The organism is Pirellulales bacterium (assembly GCA_036499395.1).
Classification (GTDB): Bacteria; Planctomycetota; Planctomycetia; order Pirellulales; family JACPPG01; genus JACPPG01.
Window position 1 is genome coordinate 46,155 of the sequence record DASYDW010000099.1, and the last position, 20,754, is coordinate 66,908.

The 20,754-nt window shown below is 61.3% G+C and carries 17 protein-coding genes; 13 read left to right on the plus strand and 4 right to left on the minus strand.

Features of this window, described 5'->3' with window-relative positions; translation table 11 throughout:
- Positions 1-213: 213 nt before the first annotated feature.
- Positions 214-1,578, plus strand: coding sequence for a hypothetical protein (locus VGN12_18045; protein HEY4311356.1), 1,365 nt, complete (start codon positions 214-216; stop codon positions 1,576-1,578).
- 353 nt (positions 1,579-1,931) lie between these two features.
- Here VGN12_18045 and VGN12_18050 read toward each other — a convergent pair whose 3' ends face one another.
- Positions 1,932-3,269: a hypothetical protein gene (locus VGN12_18050; GenBank protein ID HEY4311357.1), complete on the minus strand. Its 1,338-nt coding sequence runs from the start codon at positions 3,267-3,269 to the stop codon at positions 1,932-1,934.
- Positions 3,270-3,934: 665 nt separating this feature from the next.
- Here VGN12_18050 and VGN12_18055 point away from each other — a divergent pair.
- From VGN12_18055 to VGN12_18080, 6 genes are all read left to right on the plus strand, one after another.
- Positions 3,935-5,368 carry an ammonium transporter gene (locus VGN12_18055; GenBank protein HEY4311358.1) on the plus strand — a complete coding sequence of 478 codons (1,434 nt, stop codon included), beginning with the start codon at positions 3,935-3,937 and terminating at the stop codon, positions 5,366-5,368.
- Positions 5,369-5,617: 249 nt separating this feature from the next.
- Positions 5,618-6,571, plus strand: a complete 954-nt coding sequence (locus VGN12_18060; protein ID HEY4311359.1) for a carbohydrate kinase family protein — start codon at positions 5,618-5,620, stop codon at positions 6,569-6,571.
- Positions 6,572-6,756: 185 nt separating this feature from the next.
- Positions 6,757-8,223, plus strand: coding sequence for a DUF1501 domain-containing protein (locus tag VGN12_18065; GenBank protein ID HEY4311360.1), 1,467 nt, complete (start codon positions 6,757-6,759; stop codon positions 8,221-8,223).
- A gap of 278 nt (positions 8,224-8,501) precedes the next feature.
- Complete coding sequence (locus VGN12_18070; protein ID HEY4311361.1) at positions 8,502-8,957, plus strand: response regulator; 456 nt, start codon at positions 8,502-8,504, stop codon at positions 8,955-8,957.
- 175 nt (positions 8,958-9,132) lie between these two features.
- Positions 9,133-10,089 carry an alkaline phosphatase family protein gene (locus tag VGN12_18075; GenBank protein ID HEY4311362.1) on the plus strand — a complete coding sequence of 319 codons (957 nt, stop codon included), beginning with the start codon at positions 9,133-9,135 and terminating at the stop codon, positions 10,087-10,089.
- A 50-nt stretch (positions 10,090-10,139) separates the two neighbouring features.
- The gene (locus VGN12_18080) at positions 10,140-10,439 is read left to right on the plus strand and encodes a Dabb family protein (GenBank protein ID HEY4311363.1); all 300 of its coding nucleotides are present in this window, start codon (positions 10,140-10,142) and stop codon (positions 10,437-10,439) included.
- A gap of 161 nt (positions 10,440-10,600) precedes the next feature.
- On the opposite strand, the gene VGN12_18085 is transcribed toward VGN12_18080, so the two are convergent.
- Together VGN12_18085 and VGN12_18090 are read right to left on the minus strand one after the other, a co-directional pair.
- Entirely contained in the window at positions 10,601-11,446 is an 846-nt protein-coding gene (locus VGN12_18085; GenBank protein ID HEY4311364.1) for an arginine deiminase-related protein, read from the minus strand.
- Positions 11,443-12,717, minus strand: a complete 1,275-nt coding sequence (locus tag VGN12_18090; protein HEY4311365.1) for a TIGR00300 family protein — start codon at positions 12,715-12,717, stop codon at positions 11,443-11,445. The genes VGN12_18085 and VGN12_18090 overlap by 4 nt, the downstream gene beginning before the upstream one ends.
- A gap of 322 nt (positions 12,718-13,039) precedes the next feature.
- Here VGN12_18090 and VGN12_18095 point away from each other — a divergent pair, with 322 nt between their 5' ends.
- From VGN12_18095 to VGN12_18120, 6 genes are all read left to right on the plus strand, one after another.
- Positions 13,040-14,302: a hypothetical protein gene (locus VGN12_18095; protein HEY4311366.1), complete on the plus strand. Its 1,263-nt coding sequence runs from the start codon at positions 13,040-13,042 to the stop codon at positions 14,300-14,302.
- A 38-nt stretch (positions 14,303-14,340) separates the two neighbouring features.
- Positions 14,341-15,360: a substrate-binding domain-containing protein gene (locus VGN12_18100; GenBank protein ID HEY4311367.1), complete on the plus strand. Its 1,020-nt coding sequence runs from the start codon at positions 14,341-14,343 to the stop codon at positions 15,358-15,360.
- A 72-nt stretch (positions 15,361-15,432) separates the two neighbouring features.
- Positions 15,433-16,587: a (E)-4-hydroxy-3-methylbut-2-enyl-diphosphate synthase gene (gene ispG / locus VGN12_18105; protein ID HEY4311368.1), complete on the plus strand. Its 1,155-nt coding sequence runs from the start codon at positions 15,433-15,435 to the stop codon at positions 16,585-16,587.
- 127 nt (positions 16,588-16,714) lie between these two features.
- Positions 16,715-17,365, plus strand: coding sequence for a DUF6624 domain-containing protein (locus VGN12_18110; GenBank protein ID HEY4311369.1), 651 nt, complete (start codon positions 16,715-16,717; stop codon positions 17,363-17,365).
- 10 nt (positions 17,366-17,375) lie between these two features.
- Positions 17,376-17,855 (plus strand): isoprenylcysteine carboxylmethyltransferase family protein, encoded by a 480-nt coding sequence (locus VGN12_18115; GenBank protein HEY4311370.1) that lies wholly within the window; start codon positions 17,376-17,378, stop codon positions 17,853-17,855.
- A 185-nt stretch (positions 17,856-18,040) separates the two neighbouring features.
- Positions 18,041-18,874, plus strand: a complete 834-nt coding sequence (locus VGN12_18120; GenBank protein ID HEY4311371.1) for a DUF1570 domain-containing protein — start codon at positions 18,041-18,043, stop codon at positions 18,872-18,874.
- A gap of 40 nt (positions 18,875-18,914) precedes the next feature.
- On the opposite strand, the gene VGN12_18125 is transcribed toward VGN12_18120, so the two are convergent.
- A complete protein-coding gene (locus VGN12_18125) occupies positions 18,915-20,618 on the minus strand; it encodes a BBP7 family outer membrane beta-barrel protein (GenBank protein ID HEY4311372.1) in 1,704 nt (567 codons plus the stop codon).
- Positions 20,619-20,754: the final 136 nt, after the last annotated feature.

Sequence of the window (20,754 nt, forward strand, 5' to 3'; positions counted from 1 at the left end):
TGGTGCGGGGCTGTCGGACGTGTTTTGGCTCGTTCGACGTGCATTTGGTCGCTGCCGCTGCGCATTTTGGTCACTAGCTCGACGGTGCGAGGGAGCATGGGGCGCCTCGGCAACAGTTCGCCGCGCGCGGCGCAGGAAGCCGGCACGAAAAAGGGGGCCGTGCGAACACGTCCCACAATAAAACCCCGGCGGCCTAGCAAGAAGGAAAGCGCCATGCCGGCGGGCACGAAGAAAGGCGCCGTGCGGTTCGGCACGAAAAAAGACACCGTGCCGCCGGGCACGAAAAAGAACACTGTGCCGTTCGGCACAAAAAAACACACAAAGAACCCCCCGCCGCACGGCGCCAAAAAACGTACGGCACCGCCGAGCACGCGAAAGAAAGCGGCGCCGCCGGCCGGCACGACGAAGAAAACCGCGCCGCCAAGTCGCACAAAGAAGGCCTCGGCAGCGCAGAACAACGTCGCAGCAGGGCAAAGTAAGAAGGCACGCAGCGTTACGCCGCGCGGCGCCGCGAAACAAGCAGGGACGCGGCAGGTCCGCACGAAAGAGAACGCCGTCGAACGTAGCCGCGCGCCGAAGAACCCAAAGAGCACGGTTCGGCGCGATACGCAGAAGGGCTCCGTGCAGCGCGGCACGCCAAAGAAGGCCGCGGCAGTTCGCCGCCCGTCAACAACAGCAGCGCCGCCGCGTCGCAAGCCTAAAAAAGTCGTGCTGTCCTCTGGCGCGCGACAGAAACTAGTGCCGCTCGGTCGCACGCGAACGAGCAGCACGGCGCTCGCCAGTCCGCGCCGCGTCACAGCACAGGCTATCTCGCTCGGCGAAAAGCGATTCAATGCTCTGCTGCGCAAACTCGGCAAAAAAGCCCGCTCAGGAACTCCGGCGCAGAAACGGGCGGTCATCGCTCAACTCAAACAGTTTGTTGTGATCCTCAAGCGGCAAGAAGCCGAGGCTGAACAAGCGCGTGCCAAAGAATCGCACGGCGGTGATTCTCGCAGTGGCAAAACCCGCGCGAGTGGCTGCAGCATCGACGAACCGCCTGCTGCTGACGCGACGCAGGACGACGAGCAAGACGCTTCCTCCTTGGATCTGGGTGGGCCTCGGTCGAAAATGCACGATCAGGCCCTGCCTGACCAGCAACGTGACACTGCCGCGCCGTCACTCACGAAGCAAACGCCTGCGACGGGAAAACCGACAGCGGCGCGGCGTGGTCGAGGGCGACCGCTGAAGCTGACCGCATATAAGCAGGAAGTGTTTTGCGACCTGATCGACGCCGGGCTGACGCGCAGTCGCGCGGCCAAGATGATTGGTTGCGTCCCCAGCGCCATCTCGAAGGCGCTCGAACGGGATGCAGCGTTTCGCAAACGAGTGCGTCGCACCGAGCGCATCGCCGAGGGGATGCGGCTGAAGAAGATGCACATTCTCGCGCCGCGTAGGCATCGCCGCCACGTCGAGCGGCTGCGCGACATCTTCCGCGGTCGTCTCAAGGTCGGACCCGAGCGCCGGAAGTTCGAACATCGGTTGCAGATTGCGCTGCTGCGTCTGGCCGCGCTAAAGCTCCGCCGCTCTCTCGACGCGTAATCTCGCGGCGGCGCTCATTCGTTGATTCGCTCGGGCTTGCATCTCGTCTCGCGCAAAGGCCCATTCCCGCACTTGCATATTGCCCAATATGATGTGCGCGCAACCCCCCTTTTTTCAGGTTGATTAATTCCACTAATTGAAAAAATCGCCGCCGCGCAAAGTCTTACATCGGCTGGTGTTATAGGCCGTCCGCCGGGTGAAATCCGTTCACGAAAGCGCGCTCGAAAAACTCGAAATTCCTACGCCCCCTGAGGTGAACGCGGCGCTCTCGGGGCTGGCTACGAAACGAAGAGGCTTAGCCACCGACCACACCGAAGCACAGGAGAATCGTGGGGAAGTGCAGAAGCCGGCGCTCACTCCGGCCGGCCGGTCGGTAGTGGCACGTGGCGGAAGACGATTTCCAGGTCGCGCTGGCTGCGCAGACGTGGATAGGTGAAGCGCAGTTTTTGCGGCGTCTGATTCTCCGCATCGGCCTGGAATGACGCTTTCAACATCGCGCCGTGGTCGGCCAGTGTGCCGGTCTGACCGAGCTTGCGCAACGGCTGGCCGGCCGCGTCCAATAGTTCCAGTTCGTGCTCTTGGAAAAGAATCTCCTGCGGCTCGGGCAGGTTCAGATCGCGGCGCACCGTGACGACCAGGTCGAAGCGGCCGCCCGTGGCTGGCTGATAACTGTCGACGACCAGCTCGACGTCGTCCTGAAAGCGCGGCTCGCGCGAGGACAGGTTATCGACGTCCAGGTTCACCATGTCGCCGACGGCGATCAAACCCCAGGTCAGCCGCAGCGTGTCGAGCTCGTGGGCCGTGGCCGGCGGCGGATTCAGTCGCAGGTTCATCGTCAGTTGCCGCGTGCCGGCGCCGGCGACGTTCCAGCCGCTGCTGCTCGGTTGCGCCGCGGTCAGGCGCAGTCCGGCCTCGGTCGTGGCTTCGCACACGTCGGCCTGGGCCCGATACGCGACAAGCTTGAAGCGATCTTCCCAGGTCATTTCCAGATTCAGTTGGAAGGTGTGCGTCTTCTCCGAGCGAATGTCCTCGTAGCTCACCTCTTCGGTGAAGGCGCGACGGGCGCTGGTGATCCGGCCGCGCACCGGACCGGCGTAGGCCAGCGGCTGGCGACCCGGCGCGCCGGCCACGACAACGACCCCTGGCCGGCGACTGTCGTAATGCGCGCGGCAGTGGTTCGAGGTCTGGCGGCAAACTTCGTCGAGGACTTGCCAGTAATCGGCCGCGGCAAAATCGAGCCGAACGACGCCGTCAGTGAATGTGCCGAACTGATCGCCAATCAGCACGTGATTGCCGGTTTGGTCGGAAAGCAGTTTCAGGATGTCGGCGGCCGCGGTCGGGGGCTCGGGGCAGTTGAAGCGCCCGGCGGACCACAGGTCGCTAACCGTGATCGCCCGCAACAGGTCCTTGGCACGCAGGCGGACCTCGGGATCGTCACTGTGAGTCGCGGCCACGATCTCGGCCCGAGCTGTGGCGCCGAGCTTGGCGAGTTCTTCGCTGGCCTGGGTTCGCACGGCAAAGGCATCGGCCCCCAGCTCGCGCACCAGCCGCGCGACGCGAGGCGTATCGGTCGTGGCAGATGCCGAAGATGCGCCGGCAGAAGTTGCCGGTGGCTCGGCCGAAAGCTGGGGAGCGGCAAGAAACGTCGCCACGGCGGCGACGCCAAATACGGACCAGAGCATCCTGCTCATGTCGGGTCCCTCCGGGCTACACGAGTCCCTTCGCCCGATGCGTCCTGCCGGAAAGGCGGACGCCCCCAGGGGCGAGACGGTAGCGAACGATCACAACCGGGTCAACGCCAGTTCCGGCTGCGGATTCGACCGCCAAACACCGTCTTTCGCCGGACGGCCTAATGGTGATGCACGGCGCGGCGCCTGTTGCCTCAGGTCTGGGCACGAACTGCTGCGAGCACTCGCATCCTCGAGGGCAGCCGAAGTAGGACGTGCCAGCATGGATGCTTCGTAACCCGCAATGCCCTAACACCTTCTGAACACGGCAGATTACCCAAAATACCTTTGGCATGGCGTGTGCTTTTCGGCGACGTCGAAGATTCACGGTTCGGGCAGGAGACCGCGAATCGAAGGCGGATTCACGGGAACTTTCACGAGCGGTAGCGCCTCGTCCGCGCCCGACGTGTGTTTCCTATTGCTCAGTTTCTGAGCTTCGCGGGCATCCCACCAAGGGGATAGTCCGCAAACTGCCGATCGTGCGGCGATCTGATGGCGCAGAGCGTCGCACGGATGGCGACGGCAGGGTTCGAGTGCGTTTGGAAATAGCGATCGCGTGGTGCAGCCTGGACACCCGATCGATTCGCTTTGCTGTTCCGGGCAAAACGTCCTTCTAGCGAGGCTGGATTATGAAACGACTGTTGGTTTTTGGCTGTGCTGCCGTGTTGGCAGCGCTACTGCTTGGCGAGTTCACGAAGTATGCGTCGGCCCAGGAGGCGGCCGAGATCGCCAAGGAGAAAGAGGTCGAGGCCGAAGCCGCCGGGGAAACTCCCGTGCAGCCTGCGCTCGACAAAGCGGACAATGCCTGGATTCTCGTCTCGTCGGCCCTGGTGCTGATGATGACCGCGCCGGGCCTGGCGATGTTCTACGGCGGTTTGGTCCGCAAAAAGAACGTTGTCAACGTGTTCATGCAATGCTTCTTCCTGATGGGGATGAACACGGTGCTGTGGGCGCTGTTCTGTTATTCGCTCTGCTTCAGCGGAACGAACCCACTGATCGGCGACACCAAAATGTTCTTCATGAACGGGGTTAGCGGCGTATGGAACGACAGCACGGGGCAGTCGACCCCCATGTTCCCGATGCTGACGATTCCCTACCTGACGCACATGCTGTTCCAGGGGATGTTCTTCATCATCACCCCGGGCCTGATCGTGGGTGCCATTGCCGAGCGTATGAAATTCAGCACGCTCGTGGTCTTCGTCGTATTGTGGGATTTCCTGGTCTATTGCCCGCTCTGTCATTGGGTCTGGGGCGGTGGATATTTTGCGTACAATTCCGAGCATGCCATTGCCGGCGGTGCACTGGACTTTGCCGGTGGCACGGTCGTGCACATCAGCTCGGGTATTTCGGCGCTCGCGGCCTGTATCGTCCTCGGCAAGCGCGTAGGGTATCCGACCGAACCGATGCCGCCGCACAACCTGACCTACACGTTGATCGGCGCAGCCCTGCTGTGGGTAGGGTGGTTTGGATTCAACGCCGGTAGTGCGTTGGCTGCCGACGGCATTGCCGCCAGCGCCTTCTGCACCACCCATTTCTCGGCCGCGGCTGCATGCCTGGCCTGGACCTTCATGGACTGGTTGCGACACGGCAAACCGACGCTATTGGGCGCCGCCTCGGGTGCCGTCGCTGGCCTCGTCTGCATTACGCCGGCCTCGGGCTATGTGACGCCCATGGCGGCCTTGACTATGGGCGCGATTGCCGGCGTGGTCTGTTCCTATGCGAGCACTGTGCTCAAGCAAAAGATCGGCTATGACGATTCCTTGGACGTTTTCGGCGTCCACGGTGTCGGCGGAACTTTGGGCGCCATCCTGACCGGTGTCTTTGCCACCCGGGCCGCGCAGGACGTCGCCGGCACCCACAAGCCGCTGGGCCTGCTCGAAGGTGGTCCGATCCTAAAAGCCCAGGTCATCTCGGTCCTGGGAACCTGGGCCTTGGCCATTGTCGTGACCGTCGTGCTCTTGAAGGTTCTCGACCTGACCATGGGTCTGCGTGTCTCGCGCGATGAAGAGCAACAAGGGCTCGACATCACGCAGCACAACGAAGAAGGCTACATCTTCATTTGATAGCTGCCGGCTTGGTGGGGCACCCTTGGCCCCAATCCGGCAGTTCCTATGCAAATTCTGGCTATCGCCAAGCCAGAAGGACGGCCTTGGCTCGGGTGATTCACATCATCCGGGCCAAGGTTTTTTTGTTCACCACGGCCGGCCAATCGACAGCCGGCGGGCTCTTCTTTAAGATCGGCGCCACCGCTTTCGAATCGAGAGCGGGCAGCCGAAAGCCGAATTCTGTCTCTTGCCATTTGCGGATTCGAGATGAGCATTGATTGCTTGAGCGTAGGCATCTTAGTGGCCGATCACGGCTGCGCACCGATCGATCATGCCCCCGCGGCGGGCGAACTGGTGCTGACCGATGGGCTGACTCTTTCGATCGGCGGTTGTGCGTCGAACGCGGCCGTCGATCTGGCCCGCGTCGGCGTCAAAGTGGCCGTCGTTGGCTCGGTCGGCCATGACGTGTTCGGTCAATTCATCAGCGAAACCCTGACGGCTGCCGGCGTCGAGACGAACTGTCTTCGCCAGCTCACCGGGGTAGGGACGTCCGGAACGTTGATCGTTAACGTACAGGGGCAAGACCGACGCTTCGTTCATACCCTGGGGGCCAATGCGCGATTCACCGCCGCGGATATCCCTCTCGAAAAGGTGCGGGCTTCGAAAATCCTTTACGTCGGTGGTTACCTGCTGATGCCGGCGCTCCTGCCCGAGGAACTGGCCGAAGTCTTCCGACAGGCCAGGCGGTGGGGCGTGACGACGGTTCTCGATATCGTGCTTCCCGGGCCGGGGGACCATTGGGCGCAACTGGCGCCGGTACTGAAGGAGACCGACGTTTTCCTTCCTAATACCGACGAAGCCGCCGCGATCACGGGTCTGAAGGATCCGCGCGCCCAGGCGCAACGTTTTCAGGAAGCCGGCGCCCGTACGGTCGTAATCACCTGCGGCGGCGAAGGGACCGTTTTGGTTTCGGAGTCCGAACGGCTGCATGCCGGAACCTATCCGGTCACTTACGTCGGCGGGACCGGCGCCGGCGACGCCTTCGACGCCGGTTACATCGCGGCGCTATTGGCCGGCTGCGATGTGCGTGGCTGCCTGGCCTGGGCCAGTGCGTTGGGAGCCAGTTGCGTCCGCTCGATCAGCGCCACCGAGAGTGTTTTTACCCGCCCGGAGCTCGAGGCTTTCGTAACCGAGCACGCGCTGCCGATCGAATCCTGGTAAATACGGCGTAAGTCTTGTGGCCGCCTAGGTTTCCTGGTTTCTCGTAGTTGACACTGCATTTCGCGGGGCGCTATACTGCCTGTTCATGCCTGTGACCTCGCGCGCGGTTGGCCTGCGGGCCACCGCCCACCCCAAGCGCGTCTCGTGCCCGCACACCTGAACTATTCGATCGGGAGGAGTCGGCGATGCTCGTAATCCCCGGAATGGCTGGCAAGGATACCTGCGACGGAGTTAATCGTCGCGAGCTGCTGCGCGTTGGCGGATCGGCCATGCTTGGCCTTTCGCTGGCCGACGTGTTCCGCCGTCAGAGCGCCACAGCCGCTGAAGCATCGGCCACTGCTGGTGGACTGGGTTGGGGCAAAGCCAAAAGCGTCATCATGATCTTCTTGCAGGGTGGGCCAAGCCATCTCGACCTGTGGGATCCCAAGCCGAACGTTCCCGATAACGTCAGAAGCGTTTTCAACCCCATCGATACCAAGACGCCCGGGCTGCAAGTTACGGAGCTGATGCCCAAGCTGGCGCAGATCACGGACAAGCTGACATTGATCCGCTCGGTGAGTTACACGCCGAACGGGTTGTTCAATCACACGGCCGCGATCTATCAGATGCTGACCGGCTATACGACCGATCGCGTCAGTGCTTCGGGGCAGTTAGAGCCGCCGAGCCCGAAAGATTTTCCGAACTTCGGCTCGAACATCGTCCGGCTCAAGCCGACCACGGTGCCGATGCTGCCGTTCGTGATGATGCCGCGACCGCTGCAGGAGAGCAACGTCGTGGGCAAGGCCGGCACCGCAGGATTCCTGGGCCGCGCCTACGATCCGTATTATCTGTATCCGACCGGCGACGACATGGACATGGCCAAGATGTCGCGCATTAAGGTCGACGATCTGCAATTGCGGCCGGAAGTCTCGTCGGCTCGTTTAGAGCGACGTGCTAAGCTGCGCGACGTGATCGCTGGCGGCATGCCGGCCATCGAGCGGGCCACGGCTCGTTACGATCTGGACGAATATTACGACAAGGCGCTGAGCCTGGTGATCTCGGGTCGTGCGCGAGATGCCTTCGATCTGAGCCGTGAAACCGCGGCGACCCGCGAGCAATACGGCAACAACACGTTCGGCCAGAGCCTGCTCCTGGCCCGCCGCCTGGTCGAGGCCGGCACGCGTGTCGTCGAGGTCAACTGGCCGAAGGTGGCCAACAGCGACAACCATTCGTTTGACGTACACGTCGGACTCTCGGGCCGAATGAAGAACCAGTGCGCCCCCATGCTCGATGGTGGCCTGTCGGCGCTGATCGCCGATCTGGATGAACGCGGCATGCTGAACGACACGCTGGTGCTGGCCATCGGCGAGTTCGGCCGCAGCCCCAAACGCGGCGTCAGCACTTCGGGCAATACCAATAGCGACGACGGCCGCGACCACTGGCCGTACTGCTACACGGCCTGCATGGCCGGAGCCGGCATCAAGCGCGGTTACGTCCACGGCAAGAGCGACGGTACCGGCAGCGGCCCCTTGGAAAACCCCGTTCATCCGGGCGAGCTGTTGGCGACGATCTATCACTCGGTCGGCATCGATCCGGCGACGATCGTCTACAACCATCTCAATCAGCCGCGGGAACTGGTCAAAGCCGAAGTGGTCCCCGGCCTGCTGGCCTAGGGTCCCGTATTGCTGCGGACAATGCGACATGCGCTGCACGCATACCAGGTCAGCGCGATTGTCGAAATCGCGCCAAGGTATGATGCGTATTCGTTGAATTCGAATACGATCATGGGCCGTTGACGGTGCCCTTCACGTGGTGCCGCTTCAGCTTCTTCACCGGTGTGCGCATCGGGGCCATTCTCGCGGTCCGCCCCGCATCGCTATAATCGCATCGTCGTGGCAGACGTTCTCTCGTTGGCCGCATTCGCTCCGCAGGGAAAGGGAAACCCAGTCCGATGTCCGCACCGCGAAAAAGCCGCATCCTGGTCGCCGACGATAACGCCACGAACGTCGAGCTGCTCGAGGTCTATCTGGCCGGCCTGAACTGCGACCTGGCCATCGCGGTCGACGGCCGCGATACGCTGGAGAAAGTGGCCTCGTTCAAGCCGGATCTGATCTTGCTCGACATTATGATGCCCAAGCTGAGTGGCTTCGAGGTATGCAAGCAGCTCAAGGGGAATCCAGAAACCAAGGGAATCATGATCCTCATGGTGACCGCGCTGAACGAACTCGGCGATATCGAACGGGCCGTCAACGCCGGGACCGACGATTTTCTCAGCAAGCCGGTCAATAAGCTCGAGTTGCTCAAGCGCGTCGAAATCATGCTCCGGCTCCGGCACGTCGAAGACGAGGTCGAACGGCTGCGGCGGTATATCGAGGGAATGGAAGACTCAACGGGCCCGGGCGCGTAACCGCTGTTCAGCCGGTAGAGGCGACAGTTTCGGCATCCGTGCGCGTCAGCAACTGCGCACCTTGATTTCGCTCTCGGCCCCATTTATCGTGCGGAGGGTCACGAATCGCTGGTTTCGACCGGCCGATTTCGGCCAGACCTCTCTCCCGCCCGCCTGCCCTCAAGGAACGTCTGAAATGCGTCCGTCACCACTTCGATCCAGCGTGTTCGCCTGTTTCGTCGTCGTGATGGCGCTCGCGAGCTTCGCCGCGGCTGACGAGGCAAAGGTTAAAAAACTGCTGTTCATCGGCATCGATGGTTGCCGATTCGATTCGATCGAGGCTGCCAACGCGCCCAACCTGGACCGCCTGATGGCCGAAGGATGCTACGATCCCGATTGCCAGATTCTGGGCGACCGCTTCACCGGCAACGATACGATCAGCGGCCCTGGCTGGTCGAGCATTCTGACCGGAGTGTGGGCCGACAAGCATGGCGTGATGGATAACGACTTCAAGGTTAAGCATTACGAACAGTACCCGCACTTCTTCGCGCATCTTAAAGAAAAGCAGCCCGACGCGTACACGGTATCGATCGTCAGTTGGATTCCGATTCAGACGCATATCGTCAGTGCGGCGGACATTCGTCAGCTTTATCCGCCGGTCGGCAAGGACTATATCCGCGCCGACGAGATGGCCACCAAATCGGCCGTCAAGATTCTCTCCGAAGCCGATCCCACAGTGCTGTTCTTGTACATTGGTCAGGTCGACGAGACCGGTCATCAGTACGGGTTTCATCCTACGGTTCCGCAGTACATCCAAGCGATCGAGAATGCTGACAAGTATGTCGGTCAGGTCGTCGATGCGATGAAGGGACGGAAGACCTTCGACAAAGAGGATTGGCTCGTCCTGGTCACGGCCGATCACGGCGGCAAAGGAACCGGCCACGGCGGCGGACATAATGTCCCCGAGATTCGCAACAGCTTCGTCATCGTCAGCGGACCCGATGCGAAGCGAGGGCCGCTCAACCAAGACACTTATCTCGTCGATGTTCCGGTCACGGCGCTAACGCATTTGGGCGTGACAATCGATCCTGCCTGGCAACTGGATGGGCATCCGATTGGCCTCAAGGACCTTCCTTCGCAAACCGCGAAATAAACAGCAGAACGAATTCAATCACTTAAACCCCTCGGCAGGAGAACACTGCTTTGCTCGTACACAACGTCTATTTCATGCTCAAGGATCCCACGCCCGCCAATATCGAACATTTGCTGGCAGAGTGCCGCAAATACCTGACCGACCACAAGGGCGTCACGTATTTCGGCTGTGGGACGGTGGCCGATCTCGACAGGCCCGTGAATGACCGGATGTTCGACGTCGGTTTGCACGTCATTTTCGCCGATCGTGCGGCTCACGATGCCTATCAGGTTCACGAGCGGCACATTAAGTTCATCGAAGCCAACAAGCCCACCTGGCGCCAAGTGCGAGTCTTCGATACCGACGTCTAGTTAAGGCAGAGCGAACGTCGGCGAACCGGCGCCCACCCCTCTCACTCTTGAAGAGGGGTTCGACGGGGGGCGGCCGTCCCGGCCGCCTTTGCATTGCGGGAGCAGCCGCGAGTAAAGCTAATTGTCACTTCGCCCTCCGCCGCAGGGCGCAACGAATCGCCTCATGCCGCGGTCGGCGTCGAGATGCTGCGCCAACTGGCGGCATCTTCGCCGTCGAGCCGTAACGTCAGGCATTTCGCGCTGCCGCCGGCCTTCACGAATTCGTCGAGCGGCGTTTCGCGCGGGGTGAATCCGCGCTCGGATAATGCGTGGTGCATTTCCGGGCAGCCCGTGTTCGTGATCACCGTGCGCCCCACGACGACGGCGTTGCAGGCGAAACGTTGCGCCTCGCCCCGGCTGACCGGAATCAGCTCCGGAACAAGTTCACGCAGCACCGCCGCGGCATACTGGTCGAAAGCAGCCGGATAATAGACGGCGACCCCCGAGGCGAGCGGGCAGAAACACGTATCGAGGTGATAGTAATAGGGATCGACCAGTTCCATAGGGATGACGCGGCAGCCCAACCGCTGGCCGACCCATTCGAGCGCGCGATGCTCGCTACGCAGCCGATAGCCGGCAAATAACGTATCGCCGCAAAACAGCGCGTCCCCCGCTCCCTCGAAGTAAAAATCGTTGGGCAGGTGCTCGACTCGGAAGCCACGCGCCGCCAGCCACCGCTCGTCCTGTGCCTCCTCGCCTTGTCGCTCGCGATGGCGGAAGTGCGACACGATCGCCAAGTCGCGATGAACGATGGCCGCGTTGGCGGTGAAGACTAAATCCGGCAGGCCAGCGACGGCCGGCATTGTTTCTACGACGGCGTCAGATTCTTCGATCAAGCGTTTCAGATGCAACCACTGCTCACGCGCAACGGCCAGATCCGCCGGGCGTTCGCGATGCATCCAGGCATTGATTTCATATTCGATGCCGTAGAAATCGGGCTGGCACATCAAAACGTGCGGCTTGATCATGAGGTGGTCTCCCCCTCGATATCAGCCAGCTCCCGCACCAGGGCGCGCAAGAACGGCTCGACGTCGGTGACCAATCCCACGGTTTGAAAACTTCCCCGATCGCCCATTTTGATAACGGTCGAAGGATTAATGTCAGCGCATACGACTTTGACCCATGCCGGCAGCAGATTGCCTACGGCGATCGAATGCAACGTCGTCGCGATCATCAAACAGAAGCTGACGTCACGAATCGCGCCGCGCATCTGCCGTTGCGCTTCCAAAGTATCGGTAATCACCTCAGGCAATGGTCCATCGTCCCGTATGCTGCCAGCCAGGAGAAAGTCGACGTTGTTTTGCACGCATTCGTACATAATTCCCGAAGTCAGCAAGCCCGACGCGACCGCCGAACGAATGCCGCCCGCACGGCGAATGCGGTTGATGGCGCGCAGGTGGTGCTCATGCCCTGATTCGGTCGGAGTGCCGTGCGTCAGATGAACGCCGAGGCTTGTGCCGAATAGCGACTGTTCGATGTCATGCGTCGCCAAGGCGTTGCCGGCAAACAGCACGTCGATGTAGCCGTCGCGGATCATTTGGCAGATATGCGCGCCGCTGCCGGTATGGACGATCGCCGGCCCGCCAACGAGCAGCGTCCTTCCTCCCGCGGCGCGATTGCTCGATAGTTCGCGCGCAATGGCACGGATGGCAACGGTTTTCGGTTTCTCGGTCGAGACAGCGCTTCCCATGAACTCGAACAGGTGCTTTGGCCTGGTGCGATCTGGGGGAAAGACACGTACGCCGGCATGCCCCACGATGATCTGGTCGCCACGTCGCACATCGACCATGGGCAAGCATCGGGCGTGCTTGCGATCCGTCGAAACGACGATGCCGCAATCCATCTCCTGCAATTCGACTTCGTGCCATTTGCCGGACAGTCGTATCTCGGTCCGTTGATTGGTGGTGCTGTAGAAGCCTTCGGGAAAAGCCGCGTCCATATCGGCTACTTCCAATCGGCAATCCTGCAACGTAGTTGGCAGGGCCCCGTGATCGCGGATTTCGGCGATGATCGCATCGAGCGATTCGGCCGACGACGCTTGCACCTCGACCAGCGCGTGGCTGGCATCGTTGCGCGCCTGGCCGATCGCAATATCCTTGATCCTGAATGTCCCCCCCAGGCTCGTAATCAAATCGAGCACCTTGGGCAGAATCAGGCTGTCAATGATATGACCGCGAATCTCGACGTCTTCGACAAACGCCGGTTGCGTTATCGGCTTAGCAGCAGGCTCGTATTTCATCGCGCACCTCGATGTGCGAGTTTCGGCACGCGCCGATGGCTTAGGCGCGGCAGAGAGGGAATGCGCCACGAGGGCTCAGGAGCGCAGAAGAGGAGAACGCACGTCCCTAATCCCTCAGGCCAATTCTAGGTCCGCGGTCATTTTCCGGCCATTCCGACCGCCGGACGAGATTGTCGACGATTGACGGGAAATTCGGCCTAACCCTGTACGCTGCCATCACTTCACAACGCCCGAATGCATCCTTATACTACCGTTTGCTTGCGCCCGGCGCCTGCCGATTCGCGCAGCCCCCTCTTAACCAACATCAGCGTATTCGACGGGCATGACCGACCAACCAGAACGCACGAACTGGGCCGACTTAGCAAAAGAGCTGGGCGCCGAGGCGCGCCCGACCGAGCCCCCCAAGCCAGCCGCCGCGGTGCCGCCTCCTCCACCGCGCCGCACGACGGAAACGCCGCGAACTGCTCCGCGTCCCGCGTCCGATTGGTCGCAGTTGGCCGCGGAATTAGGAGCGAGCCCCGCGCCCACCGCTCCACGCCCACCGGAACGGATCGCACCGCGACCCGAGCCACGTGAGCGCGAAGAGCGCCGTCCCGAGCAGCCTCGACAGGAAGAGCGGAGATCTGAAGAGCGCCGGCCGGAAGAGCGCCGACCCGAGAGCCGTCAATCCGAGGGGCGTCGATCGGACGAGCGGCGATCCGAGGAACGTCGTCACGAATCTCGCCCTCCGCGCGAGGCGCGCAGCGAAGCTCCGCCCCCGCGTCGCGAGCCGGAACATTACGAGCAGCGCCGTCCGGAGCCTCCGCGCCGTGAGGCGGAAACTTCTCGCCGAGAGCCGCCGACGTTTGAAAAGTCGCGCGATGAAGAAACGCGTTTCGACGACGAGACAACCAGCTTCGCCTTCGACGAAGTCGAGGAAACGCTCGAGTTCTTTGTCGGCGGCAAGCCCCCCGAGGCAACTCCTGGCACGGGAGAAGAAGGAGAACGCAAAGGGCGTCGCCGGCGCCGGCGTCGCCGTGGGCGTGGCCGTTCGTCGGACCGCGCACCCCAGCAGCAGCAACAGCCGACGCACGAGCCGGAAGTGTGGGATGTCGATTCCGCGCCCGTCGACGAGTCGACCGAAGATCGGCACGACGACGAAGTCGAAGACGGCGAAATTGAACAGCGTCAAGCTGACGCACCGGAAGCGCGCGAGTCAAGCGAAGAGCGCCCAGGCCGCCCGCGTCGTCGCCGTCGTCGCCGCGGTGGTCGCCGCGACAACGAGTCGCGCGAGCCAGCCGCACCGCGCAGCGACGAGCCACGAGCAGAGCGCTCGCGTGCCGAAGCGGTGGACGAGGATGACGATGATAATGACGATCTCGATCTTCCTCTGCACGGTGCCGTCAACGGTGAACATTCGGATCTAGATGACGATGATGATGACGTCGATCTCAAGGCTCATCACCGCGGCATTCCCACCTGGGACGAAGCGATCGGCATGATCGTGGCGACGAACATGGAAGCACGCGCTAAGAATCCCGCCGGCCCGTCAGGGTCGCGCGGCCGGCGTGGACATGGTCGCGGTCGTGGCGGTCATGGTCGCTGAGCCATCATGCGGTGTCGCGCATCCTTAGGAGTCTGGCGGTGAAGAAACTGTTCCCTCTGCTGGCCGGCTTCGTGCTCGCGCTGGGATGCGCCGCGGAAAGTCCCTCAGGCGATAAGGGCAACAGCCACGGTAGCGCAGTTGACGGCGGCCCGAAGACGCTGCGAATTGCCGTCATTCCTAAAGGAACCACGCACGAATTCTGGCGCTCGGTACATGCCGGCGCTGAGCAAGCGGCCAAGGAATTCGGCAACGTCGAAATCACCTGGAAGGGACCGCTGCAAGAAAGCGATCGTGAAGGGCAGATTTCGCTGGTGCAGGATTTCGTCACCAAACGCGTCGACGGAATCTGCCTCGCTCCGCTCGACTCGCAGGCCCTTGTCGCCGCCGTGCGTAGTGCCAAGGCCGAAGGAATTCCTACGGTCATCTTCGATAGCGCGCTGGCGAGCGAGGACGACATTGTCAGCTACGTCGCCACCGACAACATGCGCTGCGGAGAGTTGGCCGCCGAAACGATTGCCAAGATGCTCGAGGACCGGCCGCACGCCAAAGTCATCTTAATGCGCTACAGCCCAGGCAGCGAAAGCACCGAGCAACGCGAGGAAGGCTTTCTCAACGGATTGAAGCGCTTTCCCAACGTCGAAATCCTGTCGAGCAATCAGTACACCGGCACGTCGTTCGAAGATGCCCTGTCGGTCAGCCAACAAATGTTGCTGAAGTACGAAGATCAGGTCGACGGCATCTTCACGGTGTGCGAGCCGAACAGCACGGGAATGCTGGGGGCGCTGCAAGGTCATGCCAAGTTGGCGGGCAGAGTGAAATTCATCGCCTTCGATCCCAACGCGCGGCTGATTCAAGCGATGCGCGAAGGAACTGTATCGGGCATCGTCTTGCAGGACCCCGTGAAAATGGGTTACTTCGGCGTAAAAACCTTGGTCGATCATCTCAACGGCAAACCGGTCGAGAAACGAGTTTCGACAGGTGAATTCATGGCCACGCAGGAAAACATGGACCAACCTGAGATGGCAGCGTTGCTCAAACCTGCGCAATCTACCGATTAATTCGACCGCGTCTCTGCGGTTTGTATCTGAGAGTCAACGACGCCGGTCGTGGTCAAATGGGAGTGATGCACTGTGGACGTGAAGCGTAATCCCACCCGAGCTGTTCGAATCGGCACCGCCGTGATCGGAGCCGATCACCCGGTGGCTGTGCAAAGCATGACGGCCACGCACACGCAGAACGTGGCTGCGACCGTCGGCCAGGTCAACGACCTGGTCGCCGCCGGCGCCGACGTGGTGCGGATCGCCGTCGACAACAGCAAAGATGCGGCGGCCCTGGCCGAAATTCGCCAGCAGACTAAAGCCAACTTATCGGTCGACCTACAAGAAAATTATCGCCTGGCCAGCGAGGTGGCGCCGCACGTGGATAAGGTCCGCTACAACCCGGGCCACCTTTATCATCACGAGCGTAACAAGCCTTGGCAGGACAAGGTTCGTTTTCTGGCCGATGTCGCGGGCGAAAACGACTGCGCGATCCGCGTCGGCGTGAATTGCGGGTCCGTCGATCCGGCGATGGCAGACAAGTTCGACGAGCACGATTCGATTTCTCCGATGCTTGCCAGTGCGCTCGATCATTGCGAGCTGCTGGACTCACTCGGTTTCACTCGCTATTGCGTGTCGCTCAAGGATTCGGACCCGTCCAAAGTGATCGAAGTCAATCGTCGCTTTGCCGAGGCGCGACCCGATGTGCCGCTGCATTTGGGAGTCACCGAGGCAGGCATGCCGCCGGATGGCATCATCAAAACGCGCATCGCCTTCGAGCAACTCATCAGCCGCGGCATCGGCGACACGATCCGCGTATCGCTCACCGTGCCTAACAATCGCAAGCGCGAAGAGATCGAAGCCGGTCGCGCAATCCTGGCCGATATCGCCGCCGGGCGCGTCCGCAGTGTCGTCGACTTCGGACTCGATACGCTGAACATCATCAGTTGCCCCAGCTGCTCGCGCGTCGAGAACGAAGCGTTCATCGAACTGGCCCAGGACGTTAAATCGATGACGGCGTACGCTCGCGAGCATGCTATCACGATCGCCGTGATGGGCTGCCGCGTGAACGGTCCTGGTGAAACAGACGACGCTGATCTCGGGCTGTGGTGCGGCCCGAACTTCGTCAATCTCAAGCGCGGTAGCGCCGAGCTGGGCGCCTTTCCCTACGACGCCATACTGCCACGGCTGAAGGCCGAACTCGACGCACTGATCGTCGAAAAGGCGACCGTCGGGACGGGCCAGTAAAGCTGTCTTGCGACCGGCATGTAGTTTTGCGTGAATTGTCTGCATAGGCGCCTACTTCTGCGCTTCGGTACACTGCTCGTGATTGTGGTGAGCCGATTCGAATTGCCGCGATTCAAGGAGGATCGCAATGAATTCGTGCTTGATTGCTGCTGCGCTGTTAGCGCTGTTCGTCGAGCCCGCCGCTAAAAAAGAGGTAGACAATCCTGATCTACGGCACGAACTATTGCGCCGCAAGGATATCGATCAACAGGCACGTTTCGCCGTGATCGACTGGTTGAAGGCGCATCACGTGGTGATCGATATGCCCACCGTCTCGAAGCTCGAGCTGAAAGAGCGGCAGGAGTATGAAGGGCTCGAAGCAACGATGAAAAGCGTAGACGCTGAGAATGTTGCCTGGCTTAAGCAACTGGTTGACCAGCAAGGTTGGCCGAAAATTACGCAGGCGGGCCGGGATGGCGCGCACGCAGCCTGGCTGATAGTTCAGCATGCTAGCGCTGATCGGCCGTTTCAGCGACATTGCCTGGACTTGATGGTGGACATGCCGAAAGACGAGATTTCAGCACCGAATGTCGCGTATTTGACCGACCGCGTGTTGCTTGCTGAAGGAAAGAAGCAGCTTTACGGTACGCAATTCACGTCGGCCGATGGCCGTTGGCAGCCGCTTCCACTGGAGAACGAGGCCTTCGTCGACAAGCGACGTGCCGAAGTGGGTCTCGGACCGCTTGCCGATTATGTGATAGAGATGGAAAAGACATACGGTCGGCCGCTTAAACAATAAGGCATCGCCTATGTCGACACCGGGCGAGGTGGAAAAGCCGGGGCGGCGGATTCGCATCGTGCCCCCGATATATTTCCTGGCAGCCATCGTGGCCATGGTAGCGATTGGTTGGTCGTATCCTGGTGCTGTTCTACTTGAGGCGCCCTGGAATTGGCTAGGATTCGTGCCGCTAGCCGGCGGAATTGCCCTCGGGGGCATTTCCTCTCGTCTGTTCGCCAAGCACAAAACGACGATCAAGCCTGGGCATGTTTCTCGACAATTGCTCATCGACGGACCTTACCGGTGGACGCGCAATCCGATCTATCTCGGCATGCTCACGGTACTAGCGGGCGTGGCCATGTTAGTCGGAAGTGCCACCCCCTGGCTGCTACTACCGGTCTTCTTCGCACTAATTGCGGTGAACGTTATTCCCGTAGAAGAAGCAATGCTCATCGAGGCGTTCGGCACCGAGTACGAGATGTATCGGGCACGAGTACGCCGATGGATCTAACGAGATCAAGGCTGCTAGCAACGTTGATTCAAACTTTCACAATCTCTGATTTCCCAGAAATGCAGCGCTAGCTCAGAGTGACGTCGCTAGCACGTGTCCAGGGTTGGGCTTCTTCGTTTATCGCCGGGTTGGTAACATCTCGCCCGCCAGTTTGTGGGCGTTTTGGAACCATCCAAAGGCGACCAGTGGTCCATAGATCAGGGGTAAAAGCCTTCACTCGCGTCATGGCAGTGGGGCTATTCGTGGTTTCGGCGACTCTCGGTTGCGCCAGCGTGCTCGAACGCTCGGCGTCGCTGCCGGTGCGCCACGCCGTCGTGCTGGACCAACTGGTCATTCACACCGACGCGCGACTTCCGAAAGAAGACCGTCTGTTCGAAGATCTGCGCGCCCTGCGCGAAACGTTGACCGCGACCTTGGCTTTACAGTTATCGAAGGAACCGATCCACGTCTACCTGTTCGAGAATGAGAAGCGCTACAAAGCCTATCTCGCCAAATACTATCCTCAGTTTCCCGATCGCCGGGCTTTCTTTGTGCAGAATGAAAACTCGCTGGCGGTCTACGCCCACCGCGGTGACCGCGTGGCCGAGGACCTGCGCCACGAGGTGACGCACGGCTATTTGCACGCGTCGTTTCCGGCACTCCCCTTGTGGCTGGATGAAGGCCTGGCCGAGTACTTCGAGACGCCGCGCGGCGACTCAGGTTTGAATCGCCCCCATGTGGCGCTATTGAACACGCTCATGACGCGCGACGGATGGCGTCCGAACCTGTCACGGCTCGAGCAATTCACCAATGCTTCGGACATGAAGCAGGCGGACTATGCCGAGTGCTGGGCGTGGATGCACATGCTGTTGGAAACGATTCCTCAGCGGCGCGAGTTGGTGCAAGAGTTCTTGCGTACCATCCGTCGTGACGGCCCGCCCGAGCCCTTGTCGGCCGTGGTGGCGCGCTCGATGTCGCAGGCGGATCAACTGCTCGTCGATCACCTGACGAAACTGGCCAAAGCGCAAAGCGTGCAATAGCCGGCAGCCTTACCGGTGACGCCGGCGGGCATCGCGCGGATTAATAGCGCAGTTCCACGCCCGCGCTGACACCCTGGATCAACAGGCTGCTTTCCTGGAACTTAAACAGCGGTCCTGGCGTGCCGACCGTCGTCCCGCTGAGCTGCGTCGTATTGATCGACGTGTCGATCTGCTGGCCAGGACGCGCAACACGACCCCAGTACAATAGGTCGTAGCCGACTCTCAGGCTGAGATTCTGCCGGATCGCGTAGGCAAGTTTCAGCTCGAGCTGTGGCAGCACCGTGAACAAATCATGCGTGTAGCTGCCGATGTTCGATGGGTAGGCGAACAATCCCGCTGGAGACGTCGGCCATAGTTCCGTGGACGAGCCCGAGATATTCGCGCGTTGCGAGGTCGTACCAAAGGCTACCCGTCCGATCGTATCCCACGTCCAGCGCCCACTCTGGCGTTCGCCAAACAGGCCGAAGTTGCCACCGTAGAAGCTATTGCTCGTGCGAAAGGCGTCGGCCGTCGTACTGCCGCCGCCGAGATCGGTGCTGGCGTTGATCGTGAGCTTCTCGTACAGGCCCAGGTAACGGAAGCCGTAGATGCCTCCGAAGCGGTACAGGCCGCCGGACTGCGTTCGATTGCTAGTGAAGTCACGCATGATGTGGGCGCCCGCACCATTGAAGAAGCTCTTTTCGTTGATCGAGATCGATCCTTCGGAAGTACCCGGATACGAAAACAGATAGGCCGACTGCGCGCCCGTTGTAATATCGAAGAACGGTGTCGCCAGGATCGGGGTCGTGCTCGAGTTCGCGTTGAACGACGTATTGTTACCCCCCAGCCCGAACCATTCGAGTTCGAACCTGGCCGACGGATTGATCCAAGTCCCCAGCGTGATGCGTGCCCCGGACTTCATCGAGCTGCCCGACGACTGATCGCCGAACAGCACGCTCGTACCAGGCTGGCCGAGGACACCCGCCTCGAGCGCCGGCGTGCCGTTGGGGCTGGTCGTCACCAGGGCAGGCGTCTTGTCGTCGGTAAACCACCACGCCAGATACTCGCCGCGCACATAACAGGGGCAGTAATTGCACCCCCCTTGCGCCCAATGGTTGCTTCGATAGTTGGGACCAATCCAATTGTCGTATCGCTGCGCATCGATCGGCGGCGGACCCGTCATCGTGGGAACATTGGGGTCGGTCATCTGCTGAGCTCCCGGCGGTGGCTCCGTGGGAGCAGGCTGAGCAGCGTTCGCTGGTCCCACGGCAGACGGTGTCGGTGGCAGCGCGCGCTCGGGCGCGACTACCACGCTCGGCTGTTGATTGCCGGCTGCCTGTTGCGCTGCGAGCTGAATGTTGGGATCAAACTGCGGCGCGCTATATTGTCCGGCAACCGGAACCGCGGCGCTCATGTTACCCAGCAGGGCAGGGGCCGGCACAGGCGCGGAATTCTGGTAGTACAGTGGCGCCGGTTGCTGATAAGCCGTTTGCGGTACGAAGGCCGGCGCTGCGGTTGCGGCGAAAGGCTGCGCGACAGCCGTTGGCATTGGAGCCTGCGCGATCGGTGCGAAGGGCGCGGGCGTGAGTCCACCTGGTCCAACGCCGACCGGGGCCGAGACCGGGCGCGGTTGGTCCGACATCAATTGGACAAAGCGATCGTTGCCAGTCGGGCTAACAGCGTAACCGGAATTCGGTTCGGCACCACGTGCCGTCACGGCGCTCGCGACAAATGCCGCCAGCAACACGCGCAAAGAAATCTGCATGACGCGCCTTTAGGGCTTTCGCCCTCTGATGATTTGACGGTTCAGCGAACTTTCGTCGTACCGGGTGCGGGCCCGGTGCGGGATGGGTCGAGACAACGGCCCGATCGTTATCGTTCGATGATTCCCCGACGATGTC